Below are 16298 nucleotides of genomic sequence, written 5' to 3'. Positions count from 1 at the left end.
AGTTAAGCAAAAAACCAAAAGAACTTTGAAAACCGAAACGCGATTTCTCGGTGGTTTGCTTAGCAACTTGGGCTAAATTCACGCTAATTAGCAAATATACTTTTCCATTTCCGCTGAACCAAATAAACGCCGACTGCAAAACACGGCAACAACAGAAACATTAGCACAACCAAACCTGCTTGTAATCCCAAATTGTCGGCCACGGCTCCAGCAATAACTCGCGTAAAAATCACAAGAATACTGCCAATGAAATTGCGCATCGATCCAATTGTGGCCCGAACATCAGATGACACCAGCTTTTGCAAGTTATCGCTAATAATCGAGTTGATAATGTAGTAACCCAACCAAATAACAACAATACCAACCAAAGCCCACCGCGAAAAAGTTAAAGCCATTGGTAAACCAGCCAGCCATAACAAAATCAACAGTCCACCGATCAAGCGCGCATCTCCCACCCATTTGGACAGTCGCAGGGCAATAAAAGCTCCAAAGGCCCCTGAGAATAAGATTACAACATAAAAACCCCCAAAATAATCGAGTGGAACGCCGATTTCCAGTAAATATGGTTGATAAAACAAAGTGCTTGACCAAAATAGAGCATATGCCAATGCACCAATGAAAATAACGGTACCTATGTTGAACCGCCTTAAGTCCTGCTTGATCTTATGCCAGGTCTGTGTCAATGACAGCGGGACAAAATGTACCCGCTTCTTAACAGGCCTGGTAATGCTAATGAACAAAGTAGCGATGAATGCCGCTACACCATTTATTGCAATTGGAAGAACAGCCACGATTTGATACAGGGGGCTGGCTATCAAGCTGCCAATTGCGCTGGAAATCAATGTAACCGCTTGGGATCGTCCAAAATAATGTCGGTACTTTGTCCCCAGATTAACAGAATCCAGCGATTCAAATAGAAACGCTTCGTCCGCACCAGACACTAACGTAACAGACACCGCCCACAAAACCCAAGAAAGCATTAGCAGCCAGAAATTTGTCGTAAGTGCAAGCGTTGCCATTGTCAGTACAAAGCCAAACGAGCCTAAAATCAAGCTAACGCGGTGACCCCACCTATCTGCAACGATACCCATTGGTACCTCAAGCACAACGGCTACCAAACGATGTAATCCGTCTGCTATTGCGAGTTGTGTTAGTGAAATACCCCGGTTTGTAAGAAAGATAACCCAAATAGGCATCCATAAATCGACAGACAGGGTCGCTTTAAAGGCAATAAAATTGTTGACATTCCATCTTGCATCTTTGGGCAGGGGATTAGTCAATTTTGTTAAATCTCCTCCTGATGTATGGTACGAGGAATATTAACCCCAGTACGATTGCTAATGAAGCCAGCATAAGCAGGACTGTATTGATAATATCGCTTGAGCCACTCCGAATTTGTTCAATTAAAGCTAGGCTGTCTGTCATAACGCTAACAATCGTTAAGACCGTGATGAGTACAAGCACCCGGTTTAGATTTTGCTGGCTGGATTCCTGGATACGCGAGATGATGTATTGATTGAGTTCTTCCAATACTTCAAATTTCTTGCGTACATCGTCCAACAAATTTTTCATTCGCCATCGCTCAAATATAAGGTCAAGGTAGTGCATTCGGCCAAAATCCACGGTTAGATGTCGAGGGGCAAAATCATCAATCAATATTTCCAGCAGGATCGATAGTCGTTTTAATTGATGGATGCGATTCCGAATTAAATCCTGATTCAAGTTATTATTTTTCCTTACTGAGGCAGAAATATTGGTTAGTTCCATGTAAAGCATATGATCCAAATCCCAGATAACTTTATAGATGTAATTTTCTATCTCTATTAGTCGTGTCCAACTTTTCACCTCAATCTCGCTATGGCGTGATGGCACGCACACGAGAGAGTTCCCAGCATCCGTAAAACAGAAAACGTTGGCTCGGGGGGGAGCAAAGTTTTCGATATGACCTGGATTTTGTTTGCGCAAGGCTTGAGAAAGAAATTCTCCGGTCTTCTTTACCTGGTCTGATGGTGTGTAAGCGCACAAAATACTATGTGACCAATACATAGGATTTTCAAGATTTGCAGTAATTCCAAAATCAAAGGTTTCAGATGGAAATTCAGGTGAACTCAAATCGCCCAGTTTTTGCTTTAAGGTGTTGACAATTTCAATCAATATTGGATCGAAAATTGCTTGAAAATTAGTTTTTGTTTGCAAAGAATTACGTAAGACGCTCAATGCAGGTATATCTAGCCATATTGCCTCGGGGATTTTCACCCGAAAATTGACTATACCAGTTCTAAATCTATGGATGTATAAGTTGGCACTGTCAATCTCGCATTCAATGTCGCCTATCGCCGGATGATTGAATTTTAATTTTTTGTTAGAAAGTTGATCCAAAATATCAACCTGTAAGAACCCAATTGCGAGAGGAGAATTGTATCCACCGAAACTAAATTCCTCATCATCTGCGGATACAATGGTGATTGACTTTTCAATCTCCCAATTCATTTTTGTCTCGGCCCTCATAATGGAAGCGGCATTTTCTGCTTCTGCTTGCAAATCTTCGGGTTTATTGGTTGTCACTGTGGCCAAAATAATGCCGGTATCAAAAGGAGCATGGCAGTAAAAGAATATCTCATCTGGCGTAATAGTCGTTTCCATATTTTTCCTAACAAGGCTCAATAGAATGGTTAAAAACTCAAATCGGAAGGTCATTCCAGCTCATTTGCAAAAGAAAAAGATACCTAACTGGTTTATCCACCATCGGAACAGGGGATGTTGAGCCAGAATTGTCATCATTATAGGGAGAGAAGAAGATTTTGCTACTAAATGAAAGAGATTTTTATGAGGTAGAACGGCCGTTTCTAACCACACTGCCCCAAGAACAAATAAATAATTTAGGGGATGATGAGCTGCTGGCCGGGGGTGATGTTGTTGCTAATCAGGCCATTAGCCACCTTGACGGCATCAACCGTAGAGCCAAATCGGCGGGCAATGGAATAAAGCGTATCCCCCCGCTTTACAACGTAAATGGTGGTTTCGGGGGTGGCTGTGGGTGCCGGCGCAAAAAGGGATTGCAGCCCGACTTCCGCTTCTGTGCCCTGCGGGAAGATGGCTAACGCCTGCTCAAACTGTTCTGCCGCACCATTTGTGTCGCCCAAACCGGCCAATTGGTATCCGTAGTTAACACGGGCCGCATACAGTTTTTCTGCCATGCCCGGCTCACTAGGTGCCTGCTGCCGAATCTCTTGAATGATACGAATGACCTCAGGCCAATTTTCGGCTGCCCACGGCGCATCTAGCTGGCTAACCAGGTTGCTTACGTCTGGCATGGCGGTGGGTGCTGGCGTAACAGTTGGTTGGGGCACGGCCGTTGCCTCCGCCGTCGGCAGTGAGTCGGGTAAGTCAGCTACGGATTCTCCAGTAGAAAATGGGGAAGTGTACAAGAGCAATTCTAGCGTGAGGATAGCTGAATTCTCGTCCTCACCGCTGGTGATGAGCAGGTTTTGCAGGGTGACGCTGGGAACGGCCGTTTGCTCAATGTGCCCCACAAATTGATTCAACTGCGGCAATGCGCCAATTGCTTCTAAACGGAACTGGCGCGTGTCGTAGACGGGTTTTTGCCTACCAGGGCTTGCCCCTTGAGGCATTGGCTGCACCTGTAAATCGACGATGGTAACGGCCGTTTGCACTGCACTGTCATACAAACCATCTAAAAACAGAGCCGCCTGTGCTTCTGTTAAAAAGCGATTGGCACTGGCATCGAATTCCGCTTGGGCGGCGGCACGCTGTCCGGTTGCAGCCTGCTGTTGGGCGGCGCGTTCGGTGGCAGCGGCTTCCGCGGTGGCACTGGTGGCTATAAGCTCGGTGCGTTGCTGCCAGCGGGGCAACAGCGTACCCAATGTGAAAAATAAGTAGCCAATCAACAACAATCCGGTGATGAAAATTGGTGTCACCGTCAGCCAATTGTCGCTTAGGTAGTCGAGGATTTCCTCAGATTCAATCTTAAAATCCATTACGGTTCCACCGATTGCGCTTCACCTAACGTTACCGCAATGACAAATTCAACTGCCTGACTTTGGCGGTGAGCGACTTTAGCACTGGGCAAGAAACGGCCGTTTTCCGTTGGCAGTTCGCTCTGCACCGCGTCAATCTGGATGGTAACAGGCACGGTTTGGCGACAAAAATCTGCCCAACCCAGGGTAATCTCGCCCTCATGCACGCCCACAGCCAAACCAGATATATCGGCGATAACGTTTAGGGTGGCGGGGGTTGTGCCCGTTATCACGTCGGTGGTTAGCCACGGCGTTTCGGTTATCACCTCCCAATCCAGCGGCTCGCTGCCTTCAATTTGCACAGTTTGCGTTAGCGGACTGGCACTGCCCTGCGTGACCATGCCAAAATCTATCTCTTCGGGATCAATGGTCAAAAACGGCACTTCTTGCACAGAAACAATGTACGTTTTGCTGGGGTCATACTGCTGCGCCACGTTGCTAATGGCGGCAACAGCCGTACCATCCACTTCGGCTGGGAAGCAAACGGCTGAGGCAAAATTGCCGGAGCCGGGCAGATCGTAATCGTCATTGCTCCACGTTTCGCCGTTAAAGGAAACTGTGACGGCCGTATCCACCCCTACCCCAAGCTGCGAGGTGAGAACTTGGTAGAAGCGGCCGTTTTTCACCAAAAAGCCCACATTGTCCAGGTCGCCATTCGGGAAAAAGTTATGAATTTGCGACTCGCCAATGGCAATGGGGTTGGGATCAACATCATTCGGTTCATACACATCCCGAAAATCAACCGTCGGCGACGGCGTAGGCGTGGGGGTCGTGCTGGTGGGGGTTGCCGAAGGCGTCGGCGTAGTAGGTACAATCTCTAGCACCAGCAAATCGTACCATTTGTCTGGCCCATACACGCCCCGGTTGGTCACGCGCACCAGCACCTCCACATCGCTGTCGGTGGGTGCTTGCAGCGTCACGCTGGAGCTTAATGTACCTAAGGTCGCATCATCATTCTCTAGCACCACATCACCATAGCTCACGGTGAGGAAGGTATCTACGCCAGGAGCTAGAAAATCGGTACTAACTTCGTACGTACGCCCCATTTTGGCTAAAAAGACAACGTGATCGACATCAAAATTAGGGTAAAAGTTGTGTAGTTGTGCAGGGGCACCGACAAAAATTGGCTTGGCATGGGTATCGTCCCATTCAAAATCGTCTGTGAGCTTCGGCGTGGGCGTCCAGGTAGACATGGGGGTGACGGGTACGCGCGTTGGAACGGCCGTTGGCGATGGGGTGTTGGTTACCACAGGGGTCGCCGTGGCCGTCGGTGGCGGCAGGGTAGGCGTGGGGGAAAGGAAAGGCTCTGCAATTTGGGAAACAGATTGAATGATGACTTGCGAAAACTGACCAGACGCTTCAAGCTGGCTGGCATATGCGTTTACAAATGCATCACCTGCGGCGCGTCCTCGAATAATGAGTTGGTCACCAGCTTGCTCTACTCCGGTCAAGGCCAACTCACTCTCACTAACGTCGTTGATAGCACTCATGACAGCGTTCCAATCGACGTTTTCAGCTTTAAGGGTGGTTAAGATGCTGTTCATTTGGGCGGTTTGATCGTGAACGGCCGTTAGCGTCACAATAAGCCCCTCAGCCTCTGACTGCGGGCCAAGTGTAGAAGCAAGGGCTGTTTGCAGCGGCACAACCTTACCCTCAAGGCGGGTCACTTCGTTACCTAATGAATTTGACATCAAATAAAGGGGGATAAATAGAATCACCAACCCCAAAACACCTAGCCAAAGCGTGATGGAGCCAAATGGCCGTGCAGGTTCCGGCTCTTCCAAGGCAGCAACTTCTTCTAAATCAAAGGGACTATCAGTTTGCACTTCACCATCCAGCCTGACTAACGCAGTCAAGCTCCCCATACATGTTATTGGCCGGGCAATCGCGGTGCCAAGGCGGCCAAAAAGAAATCTTCTGCCAAAATTATGTCATATCCACACTCAACAGGCCGTGAAAATGCCGCACGAACGCCGTGAAAAAACCGTTGGTGTCTGGGAATGGCTATATTGATTTCAAAACTACCGAAAGTTTACATAACAACTTCTTATCGGTTACAAATTACCTGTATAGGCAGGCCGTTCTGATACATGAAGGCTATTGTCAGGCCGTTTCACCTCTCCTATGATCCAGTGTGAAAGCGGGAATGTTTTCTGAAATAGATCGAGTAAACGTTTTTATGAACATACAACCACAGCAGATAAACGAAAACGGCAATAATTCTACGCTATCCCTCTTGCATGAAGAAAGTTTAGAGCTTCGGCGAACCAACCAGCTCCTGGAAAAAAAGGTAAAAGCACGAACGGCCGCTCTAAAACGGACCAATGAGCAGCTTGAAAACGAGGTTTCGGAGCGAGTCAACACCGAAAAGCAGCTGCAAAGTCGGATTAAGTTTGATCGCATCCTAACCATACTCGCTAGCAGCTTTATTAATCTTGCAGTTCATGAAATTGATGAGGGCATCAATGATGCGCTAATTGATGTGGTTGCCTTTCACCAATGTGACCGTGCCTATATTTATTTGCTGGTAGAAAACGGCCGTGCCCTTAAAACAAGTCATCACTGGCAAAAACCCAACAGCAGCACCAACTTTTCTGACTTCAACAATTTGCCTTTTACGCTTTTCTCCAATTGGCTGCCACGCTTACACAACCAGGAAACCATCATCGTGGACAATATCGCCAGCCTGGACGAGGAACACGAGAGCGAGCGGAAGCTGCTGGCAATGCAGAATGTGAAATCGGCCGTCATTGTTCCGCTGGTTTATGGTGCGGAAACCATAGGCTTCTTAGGGCTTGACACATTTAACACGGCATACAAATGGCAAAAAGAGACCATCAACAAGCTAAAAATGGTCTCTTTCATTTTTACCAATGCGCTGGCTCGCAAAAGCACAGAAGCCACCTTAGCGAAAGAAAGAAATTTTGCGCAGCAAATTATGAAGAGTATGGGACAAGGATTGGTGGTATCTACCGTTGAGGGCACGTTTGAATATGTAAATCCGGCCTATGCGCAAATGCTTGGCCATGAGCCAAATGAATTGATTGGTAAAACCGCGCTAGACGTTACGTACCACGAAGATCGCCACAAACTCATCCAGGCCCAAATGCAAAATCTGGAAGGGATCACTACCTCATACGAGGCGCGTTTAAGCCGCATGGATGGCATTTGGCTATATGCGCTGGTTCACAGCGTGCCTAACCTGGATCAACATGGCCGTATTATTGGCACCATCTCTACGGTGACCGATTTAACTGCAAGGCGCAATACAGAGGCGCAGGTTGAAGCCGATGCTGAAGAAGTAAAATTAATTTACGAAGCGGCAATTCAACTTTTTCAACCATCTTCTGTGCAGGAATTGGCGGAACAGATCGCACATATCACGATTGACCAGCTAGGATTCGACGCCTGTGGCGTTTTGATTTTGGACACACCGCTGAAGCTGAGCACTGATCGCATTCAGCTATATCCAATCGAAGAAACTAATCATTTGGAATGGTTAGCCAGAGTTGGCCGTTTTTGCGATGAACCCCTGGGCACAATTCCACTTAGAGGGGAGGGATTGATCGCAACGGCCGTTCGCAAAGGCGAGATCATCTACGTGCCAGACGTTACTCAGGATGCTCGGTACGTGCCAGACAGCACATATACCCGATCAGAAATGGTCATTCCCCTTCGCGCCTACAACCACATCATCGGAGCCATTGACTTACAATCCCCCCACAGAAACGGCTTCGATGCACAGGCAAGACGCGTCATTACTGTCTTCGCCGAAAATGCCGGTCTTGCGCTGGAAACGGTGCGTCTTTACGACAAACTGCGCCATCACGCCCAAGAATTAGAACAGCAAATCTGTGAGCGCCAAAAAATTGAAAATGCCTTGCGCAACAGCGAGCAAAGATACAAACATCTCGTTGAGGATGCCACCGACATTATCTACCGCACCGATGCAAGTGGGTATTGCACCTATGCCAATCCGATAACCATTCGCACACTAGGTTACAGCAGTGAAGATGAGTTGATCGGCCGACATTACACCGACTTCATCCATCCGGATTACAAAATGATGTTGGTGAAGGCTTACAACAAACAGCAGCAAGAAAAAATCGAAAATACCTATTTCGAGTTTTTGGCACTGGGAAATAATCAAGAAGAGATTTGGCTAGGGCAAAATGTCCAACTTATCATCGAACAAGGGGAAGTTATTGGTTTCCAGGCGCTCGCTAGAGACATTACCAAACGACGTAACACCGAACAAGAGCTACGCGCCCGCAGCAACGAACTAAATGCCTCTAATGCCAAATTGGCCAAGGCAGTGCGCACTAAAGACGAGTTTCTGGCCAACATGAGCCACGAATTACGGACGCCCCTCAACGCCATTTTGGGCAAATCAGAAATTTTGCTGGAGGGCATTCATGGATCGCTAAATGAAAAACAGATGGCCTCTTTGCAAGTTATCGGCGATAGCGGCAACCATTTGCTTGAGCTAATCAACGATATTTTGGATATGGCCAAAATTGAGGCTGGGAAAATCCAACCAGATATCCGAAAAGTCTCGGTGACAACCATCGTTGAAACCAGCCTGCAATTTGTTCGCCAAATGGCACTTAAGAAGCAGGTTCGCCTTCAAGCTAACATTGATCATGGGCTACAAATGTGCCAAACAGATGAGCGGCGCTTAAAACAGATATTGATCAACCTATTGAGCAATGCCGTTAAGTTTACACCTGTTGAGGGTGAGGTTGGCCTAAATGTTGTGCCAGACGACGAGCACGAAACCATTCAATTCCAGGTGTGGGATACGGGCATTGGCATTCCTGCGGAGGATATGGCGCAGCTTTTCAAACCGTTTGTGCAGCTAGATAGCAGTCTGGTTCGTTCGCATGAAGGAACGGGGCTAGGTCTCTCGCTTGTCTATCGGCTAACGAAAATGTTAGGGGGCAGCGTCTCGCTAGAAAGCCAAGTTGGCGTCGGCAGTTGTTTTACAATTACGCTGCCACAAAATCCCAATATAGACTCTGAGCAGCTTCACAAGCAGGCACAAACGGACCGGCAGAAATTTTCAACAGCCCCGCTCAACAATAAGGTCGCAGACAAAGAGCCGCTCATTTTGCTGGTGGAAGATAATGAAGCCAATATTGAGATCGTGACCGAATATTTGCCGGTTTGGGGATACCAAATTTTGGTTGCTCATAGTGGGGTTGAGGCGTTGGAACGGGCCAAACAGGTAATGCCAGACCTAATTTTGATGGATGTGCAAATTCCTGAGCTAGATGGTTTAACGGCCGTTCGTCAATTGCGTCGTGAAGAAACGTTTAGAGAAACGCCTATCGTGGCCCTCACTGCGCTGGCCATGAACGGCGACCGGGAACGCTGCCTGGAAGCGGGTGCCAACGAATACATGAGCAAGCCAATCCAGCTGCGGCAGCTTGCCTTAGTCATCAACGACCTGCTGACCCACAAACACAAAACGACAAAGGAGCCAAGCTATGAATAATGCCACGGCCGTTTCAGCTACAATGCCCATCACCAATATCAACCACATTCCTATGGGCCGCCTGCTTGTGAACGATGCGGATGAAATCATTTATGCCAACACGCAAGCGCGTCACTTCCTGGGGCTGCTTGCAGAGGAATCTTTGCAGGCAGAGCTAAAGCTAATGCCGCTGCTGCGTGAATCGTACCACTTTTACCCCACCAAAGCCTGGCTGGGCTGGCCGAAACGGCCGTCTACCGCCACAAGTCGCTATCTTATTTACACATCGCCCCACCGCATCCACCATGCCATGCTCAAGGTAGACATTGTTGAAAAGATTTGGCTAGGCAACAAAAATATTTGGGTGATTACCATGCAGTTTGTAGACCCATTCAAAACGGCCGTTAAATATCCCATTGCTTAAAATTCCAAGAATCAGACCTATGCTTCAAAACAGTTCCGTCCAAAGCCATATCTGTGTGGTAGATGACAATCCGATGGCCCGCGAAGTCATTGCAGAGCAACTGTCCATTGAACCATACCGCGTTACGCTGGTAGCTAGTGGATTACAATTGCTAGAACAGCTTGAGACAATCCAGCCAGACGTTATTTTGATGGACGTTATGATGCCCCAATTAAGCGGCTACGATGTCTGTCACCAAATCAAGCAAAATCCTAACTATCAACATATCCCCATTATTCTGGTAACCGCCCTCAACAGCCGGGAAGATATGCTACAAGGCTTAAACGCCGGGGCAGATGAATTCCTGTCCAAGCCCGTCAATGGGTCAGAGCTGCGGGCGCGTGTACGCACCATGCTTCGGATAAAAAATCAGTATGATGCACTGCAAGCGATTATGCAACTACGCGAAGATTTAGCACACATGCTTATCCACGACATGCGTAATCCACTAACCGTTGCCACCCTGTACAACAATTTTCTACTGAAGCGAAACAGGTTAGAACCCCGTGACAAAGAGTATGCCACTCTGGTTCATAATAGCCTGGTCAATCTGGCTGGATTCCTAGACGAAATTCTAACTGTCGCCAAAATGGAAGAGGGGAAATTGCAATTATTGCGCGCTTCCTACGACCTAAATCAGCTCATCAAAGAAGTCGCCCAAAATCATGCGGATATTACGCAAGTGAATGAAGTTACGCTTCATCTGGATTTACCCACACAACCCCAGTTGGCGTTCATTGACAGTACGCTCTTTAAGCGTGTGATTGATAATCTCTTGTCCAATGCACTTAAATACGCACCTGAAGGCAGCCAGGTTACGATTCGATTGTGTAAAAACGAACTGTCTGAGCAGTCATTTTGTCTGCAAATAGTGGACGAAGGGCCTGGCATCGCTCCTGAAAATTATGGGCGCATCTTCGACCGGTATGAGGTTGTGTCGTTAAAGAAGTCTGGGCAAGAGCAAGTGGGCTTGGGCCTGGCTTTTTGCAAGATGGTGGTGGAGGCGCACGACGGCCGTATTTCTGTTAGCCCCAACACTCCCACGGGGGCAATTTTCACCGTCCACATTTAAGCTATAGTCCCTTTTCAAAAATTTTAGGAGAAGCAAATGACCTCACCGCGCATCTTACTTGTTGATGACCATTATCGCCTCATAGAGGGTGTTCGCATAAGCCTGCGCGACGAAGGGTATGAGGTACTCACAGCAGCCAACGGTGCCGACGGTCTCAAAACTGCCCGCCGCTATCGGCCTGACATCATTGTGCTAGATGTGAACATGCCCTGGATGGACGGCCTGGAAGCCTGCCGCCGCATTCGCAAAGATGCCCAGTTGGCCAAAACGCCCATTTTATTCTTAAGTTCAAAAAATAGCGTTGAAGAGCGCGTGAAAGGTTTGGATGTGGGCGGAGACGATTACTTAGGCAAACCGTTTAGCACCGTCGAGCTAAAAGCCCGTGTTCAGGCTTTGTTGCGCCGTACCGATGCCTTCACAATTGAGGAGGATGCTCCCCTACTCACGCTAGCTTCTGAATGATTCCCGGTAAAGCCAAAACAAGAAGGTAACCGTTAATTCTACAGCTCAACTGTGAAGATGGAGCCTCGTGGCTTGTTGGCATTTACCGAGATACGGCCGTTGTGCGCCTCTACTACCATCTTGCAAAAGGCCAACCCTAACCCTACCTGTTTCACATCCCGTCGTCCCGTGGCCACAATCTTGAACTTGTCGAAGATTGTTTCATAATGCTCTGGGGAAATGCCAGGGCCTTCATCAATTACCTGCAAGCTCAGATGCGGCGAACGGCCGTTGCTGCTAGACACGCCCGCTCCATCGTACCGCACGCGCAATACGATGTTCCCTCCCGTCGGTGAAAACTTAACCGCATTGGAAACTAAGTTGTCCAGCACCCGCCGCCACAAATTAGCATCCAGCGATATTTTTTTCGTTTCGTCTGGCAAATCGAGAGCCAGATCAATCTCTTTCAGCCGCGCCATTGGCTGGTAGCTATCGCGAACGGCCGTTGCTAATTCATTTACATCCACTGGCGACTGACTCAACATGAGACGGCCGTGCTCCATTTTGGCCATCATCAGCATATCGGTCAGGAACGAGCTAAGGCGGTTGGCTTCGCCACGAATCGTCTCCAACGTCTGCACATTGCCGCCTAATTCAGCTTCCAGCAAATCGCAATAGATCAAAATCGTTGAGAGCGGGCTGCGAATATCATGAACAATCATGTTGGCCAAATCTTGCCGCATTTGCAATGCCGCTTGCAGCTCATCGTGTCGCAGCTTAATCCGCAGCATCGAGCGCACGCGGGCACGCAGCTCCAAGCCATTGATGGGCTTGTGCAGAAAGTCATCTGCACCTGCTTCCAGCCCCCGCGCTAAATCCTGCTTGCTGTCGAGGGCCGTCACCAAAATAATGGGCACATGGCTCCATTTTGGATTCCGCTTGATGCGCTGGCACAGCTCAAAGCCGTCCATGTTGGGCATCATCACGTCAGACAAAATCACATCAGGAACTTCATCATCTAGCTGTGCCAAGGCCTCATGCGCATCCTCTGCAAAAAACAGTTCGTATGACTCTTTAAGCAGGAGCATCTCAATGGTCTGCCTGGCGTACGGTTCGTCATCAACAATTAATATTTGTGGTTTCATTTTCTTCATCATATCTAAAGGGAGACAACCCGCTTTTGATTGTCTTTTGCCAATTGTAGCGCAACCATATCTACTAGATGCCGCAGGCTAACTGGTTTGCTTAAATAGCCGTTAGCTCCGGCCTCCAGGCAGGCTTCTCTATCACCAGGCATGGCCAAAGCTGTTACAGCAATAATGGGGATTTGGGAGACGGCCATGTCTTCATGCGCTCGAATTCTTTGAATGGCTTCCAGGCCACTCATCTGGGGCATTTGAATGTCCATCAAAATCAAATCTGGTTTGTCAGATTCCGCGCGTGCAACTGCTTCTAAACCATTCCTTGCCAAAATTAGTTCATATCCTTTGGCAATGAGGTAGCTAGAGAATGTATTGATATTAGCTTCATGATCTTCAGCCAGCAAGACAACCGGGTCGGATGCGACCATATCCTGCCGCACAAATCCATTCCGTTTTGAGGCTACCGCCTGAAGTGCCATATGTATTTGTGTCCGCGTAAATGGCTTCACCAGACAATAATCAGCCCCGGCCTCCATAACCTGCGCCTGATTATCCAAATCTGCCACCACCAGTATGGGCAATGCGGCCGTGCGTGGGTTAGCGCGCAACGCTGCCAACAGCGCAAAACCTGAGCTGTCTGGCAAAAACAAATCTAAGACCACCAAGTCCGGTGGTGTTGCCAAAATTGAGACCATCGCTTTTTGACCTTCATCAAATAACCGAACTTGACCACCACCTGCATCAAAATACCGTTTCAGCTGCGCCTGGGTAGACGGAGAATCTTCCACAAGGACAACCGTATGCCAGGGAGCTATATAAGGTGGCAAATCCAAGAGGTCGGTATACTCCAATCCCTCATGCTGCTCGGCTGTTGGGTGCCAGGGGAACGAGACGGTAAAGCGGCTCCCTTCGCCTACCTCACTTTGTACCGACACGCTGCCACCATGCAGTTCCATCATGCGCAGCACTAAGGAAAGCCCCAGCCCGGTACCTGCATATTCCCGCGACAGTCGGGAATCCAACTGCACAAAGGGCCGAAATAGCTGCTCCAAATGGTCTTTCACAATACCAATGCCCGTGTCCCAAACGGTAATCAACACAGCATGGGCTTCTTCATCTCCTACGACTTCAAGCCCAATGTCTCCTCCCTCTGGCGTAAATTTAACAGCGTTGCTCAATAAGTTAACCAAAACTTGCTTTACGCGCCGCTCATCGGCTACAAAAGAAGTCACGCCACTGTCATAAGAAGAATGAATGCGTAGCCGCTTTTTGTGGGCATTTTGCTTGACCATCCGTAAACTGGCCTGGCATACGGATTCCACCGAGGTGGGGGCCATTTCTAGCTCCAGCTTGCCCGCTTCCACTTTGGACAGATCTAAGATGTCGTTGATAAGTTCTAGCAAGTGACGGCCGCTTTCTTCAATGCTATGTAGCGAACCGATTTGCTTCTCATTCATGTCGCCATACACACCCTCTTGCAATGCTTCAGAAATACCGAGAACCGCATTCAAGGGGGTACGTAGTTCATGGCTCACGCTAGCCAGGAACTCATCCTTCATTCGGTTAGCACGCGCTAATTCTGCATTTGCAGTTCGCAAATCGGCCGTGCGTTCCTCAACCCGCCGCGCCAGCTGCGCCCGCTCAGCTTCCAGGGCAGCCTCAGCCCGCTTACGCTCTGTAATTTCTTGCTGGGATTGGGTGAAAAGCTGGGCATTCTCAATAGCGGTAGCGGCCGGAACTGCCAAGCGGGCAAGCAAACGCAAATCTTCTTCATCAAAGGTGCCATTTTCTTTGTTAATCGCTTCAATTGCACCAATTGGTTGCCCTTTCACCAGCAGTGGCACACACAAAATGGAGCGCGCCTGAAAACCGCTTTGTTCATCAAAGTCGCCAAAGTAACGTGGGTCTGTAGCGGTGTCTGGCACCAGGAGTGGTTCCCCGGTTTGTGCCACCCAACCCAAAATGCCTTGCCCCAATTCCAGGCGTTTGCCCTGCACAAATTCAGACGCCTCACCAGAAGCAGCAGCAAACCATAAATCGTTTACCTCTTTGTCATGAAGCACCACCGAAGCAGCATCTACTTTGAGGAGTTCGGTGGTATTTTGGGTAATGATTGTCAGCGTTTCGGTGAGGTCCAGCGTGGAGGTAATGGCCTGGCTGATGCGGCTTAGAGTAGTCAATTCTGCAACTCGCTTTTGCAACTGCTGGACCAAATCGGCGTTTTCAAAGGCAATGGCTGCCTGAATAGCAAAATCTTTAAGACGAGCGGCGTTTTCTGGCTGGTAAAAGCCTGGTTCACTGTAGTTTAATGCTAAAAAGGCAACGACTTTCCCTTCTACAATGATGGGTGCACCAGCCCAGGAACGAACATGCGGGGACAGCTCTGCATCTACCCACAGGTCATTAGCTTCGTAGGTGTCAGGGATAATGAGTGGTTCGGCCGTTTCTACAATTTTCATCAAGCTGGGGCGAGAGCTAATCTGAAAGCGGCGAGGTTGGCGCAGCTCTTTGCTCAGGTCGTAACCACGGGTTACCACAATTTCTATTTCGTCATTGTGTACCAGCATGATGTTGGCCGTGTCGTACCGCAGCACAGGACCAATTTGATCCAGAAAGTTATTGAGTAATAAATCAAAATCAAGGGTGGAGTTTAAGGCCAAACCGACCTGCCGCAAGGCTTCTGCCAGGTTCCTGTGCTCTTGCTCGGCTGCTTCTGCCCGTTTACGCTCTGTGATTTCGCGTTGGAGTGCCTCATTGACATTGCGCTGGCTTCGAGCTGCTTCTTCTGCTTCATTAAAAATAGTGTACATACTGGAGAGCAGCCCAACCAAGACGCACAGGTAACCGACCTGCTTGAGCAAAACGGCCGTATCAAACAACGCGTCAAACGGGGTGCGGGCAAAATACATAAACAACCCCTGAGACGCAATGTTGATGATCAAAGTAATAACAAGCCAATTTTCAAAGGCGTCATGTACCCACTCTCGCTTATGTAAATAACCGATGAGAGCAATCAGAAAAAAGGCTGTGGTTAAAATGGCCGTGACGCGCCCTAGCAAATACTCTGATGAGTTGATGGCGGGTTGTGGAATGAGAGCAAAAATTACCAGGGTAACGAGCGCGACCGCACCTACCACAATATAGTAGCGGCTTGATTGCGGCCGAAGCTGCTTATTACGCTGCCAAATAATCCAGCTACCAGCCATAAACACAGATAAAAAAATTGGCGACAGGTTCCACTGCCAAATTTCTGATGAAATATTGGTTGGATCAAGCAGGCTGAAAATTGGCACGGCACGCATCGCATGGTATGCATCCAAAAGCCCTGCTCCCAAAAAGCCTGCCCCAATAAAAAAGTAGACGCTGCTGCGCTTGGTATGAAAACGGACGAGAGCCAACACCCCCACAAACAGGGCCAACGTCGCTGAGACAAATTCAATCAGCACATGCAATGTGGCTGATCCAAACCAGTCTGATCGGCCAACCACCATTCGCCCCACGATGAGCAGGAGCACAACGGCCGTATAAGCAGCGATTCTTTTAGCATTTTGAGATGGCTGACTGGCAATCATCTTCCTAACTCTTTTGGCTTCTACACAGAACGTAACCTACAAGGACGAATGGTCTACCAACCGGTTACTTCTTTTTACATTTTGGCTGTTTGCCA

Annotated in this window: 10 protein-coding genes; 4 read left to right on the top strand and 6 right to left on the bottom strand. The window is 48.5% G+C overall.

The genetic code is table 11. From position 1 onward, the window contains the following. Positions 1-83 precede the first annotated feature (83 nt). The 4 genes from ACOQPU_RS24205 to ACOQPU_RS24190 all read right to left on the bottom strand — a co-directional run bounded on the left by ACOQPU_RS24205 (position 84) and on the right by ACOQPU_RS24190 (position 5863). The gene (locus ACOQPU_RS24205; RefSeq protein ID WP_420642399.1) at positions 84-1280 is read right to left on the bottom strand and encodes an MFS transporter; all 1197 of its coding nucleotides are present in this window, start codon (positions 1278-1280) and stop codon (positions 84-86) included. Then, complete coding sequence (locus ACOQPU_RS24200) at positions 1273-2643, bottom strand: hypothetical protein (RefSeq protein WP_420642398.1); 1371 nt, start codon at positions 2641-2643, stop codon at positions 1273-1275. Before ACOQPU_RS24200 ends, ACOQPU_RS24205 begins: the two co-directional genes overlap by 8 nt. A gap of 236 nt (positions 2644-2879) precedes the next feature. Continuing rightward, positions 2880-3998, bottom strand: coding sequence for a LysM peptidoglycan-binding domain-containing protein (locus tag ACOQPU_RS24195; protein WP_420642397.1), 1119 nt, complete (start codon positions 3996-3998; stop codon positions 2880-2882). Beyond that, entirely contained in the window at positions 3998-5863 is a 1866-nt protein-coding gene (locus ACOQPU_RS24190) for a PilN domain-containing protein (protein WP_420642396.1), read from the bottom strand. The genes ACOQPU_RS24195 and ACOQPU_RS24190 overlap by 1 nt, the downstream gene beginning before the upstream one ends. 353 nt (positions 5864-6216) lie before the next feature. Between ACOQPU_RS24190 and ACOQPU_RS24185 the strand changes: the two genes are divergently transcribed. Genes ACOQPU_RS24185 through ACOQPU_RS24170 form a run of 4 tightly spaced genes read left to right on the top strand, consistent with a single transcriptional unit; the run spans position 6217 to position 11510 of the window. After that, complete coding sequence (locus ACOQPU_RS24185; protein ID WP_420642395.1) at positions 6217-9534, top strand: PAS domain S-box protein; 3318 nt, start codon at positions 6217-6219, stop codon at positions 9532-9534. Beyond that, on the top strand, positions 9527-9937 hold the full coding sequence (locus ACOQPU_RS24180) for a hypothetical protein (protein ID WP_420642394.1): 411 nt from the start codon (positions 9527-9529) through the stop codon (positions 9935-9937). The genes ACOQPU_RS24185 and ACOQPU_RS24180 overlap by 8 nt, the downstream gene beginning before the upstream one ends. A gap of 19 nt (positions 9938-9956) precedes the next feature. After that, complete coding sequence (locus ACOQPU_RS24175; protein WP_420642393.1) at positions 9957-11048, top strand: hybrid sensor histidine kinase/response regulator; 1092 nt, start codon at positions 9957-9959, stop codon at positions 11046-11048. A 36-nt stretch (positions 11049-11084) separates the two neighbouring features. Next, on the top strand, positions 11085-11510 hold the full coding sequence (locus ACOQPU_RS24170; protein WP_420642392.1) for a response regulator transcription factor: 426 nt from the start codon (positions 11085-11087) through the stop codon (positions 11508-11510). A gap of 38 nt (positions 11511-11548) precedes the next feature. Here ACOQPU_RS24170 and ACOQPU_RS24165 read toward each other — a convergent pair whose 3' ends face one another. Together ACOQPU_RS24165 and ACOQPU_RS24160 are read right to left on the bottom strand one after the other, a co-directional pair. Next, positions 11549-12634 (bottom strand): hybrid sensor histidine kinase/response regulator, encoded by a 1086-nt coding sequence (locus ACOQPU_RS24165; protein ID WP_420642391.1) that lies wholly within the window; start codon positions 12632-12634, stop codon positions 11549-11551. Between the two features lie 14 nt (positions 12635-12648). Then, complete coding sequence (locus tag ACOQPU_RS24160; RefSeq protein ID WP_420642390.1) at positions 12649-16203, bottom strand: response regulator; 3555 nt, start codon at positions 16201-16203, stop codon at positions 12649-12651. Positions 16204-16298: the final 95 nt, after the last annotated feature.

It is taken from the genome of Candidatus Leptofilum sp. (genome assembly GCF_965223285.1).
Lineage (GTDB): Bacteria > Chloroflexota > Anaerolineae > Promineifilales > Promineifilaceae > Leptofilum.
The sequence above is the reverse complement of the archived record's forward strand: the minus strand, read 5'-3'. Positions and strand labels throughout refer to the sequence as shown.